Raw genomic sequence first — 377 nt, 5'->3', positions numbered from 1 at the left:
TGATGGGACTGAGCGTGAGCAAGTCGACGCACGCAGTTCTCAACAATCACCACGGCACCGTCGATAATGATGCCGAAGTCCAATGCGCCTAAGCTCATCAGGTTGGCGCTGACCTCGTTGGCTACCATGCCGGTGAACGTAAAGAGCATCGCCAGCGGTATAACAAGTGCGGTTAGGATCGCCGCTCGGATATTGCCCAAGAAGAGAAAAAGTATAACCACAACAAGAATGGCACCCTCAGTGAGGTTCTTCTTAACGGTGGATATAGCTTTGTCTACCAGTACAGTTCGATCGTAGACAGTAATCGCCTTTACGCCCTCCGGAAGCGAAAGGTTTATCTCTTTCATCTTGTCATCGACAGCCCTAGAAACTACCCG

General features: G+C 50.7%; 1 protein-coding gene. It reads right to left on the bottom strand.

The window, feature by feature from the left end:
* On the bottom strand, positions 1 to 377 hold a 377-nt coding region (locus MST27_RS22285), incomplete at both ends, for an efflux RND transporter permease subunit (RefSeq protein WP_243608021.1).

It is taken from the genome of Stutzerimonas marianensis (assembly GCF_022810315.1).
Classification (GTDB): Bacteria; Pseudomonadota; Gammaproteobacteria; order Pseudomonadales; family Pseudomonadaceae; genus Stutzerimonas; species Stutzerimonas marianensis.
The sequence above is the reverse complement of the archived record's forward strand: the minus strand, read 5'-3'. Positions and strand labels throughout refer to the sequence as shown.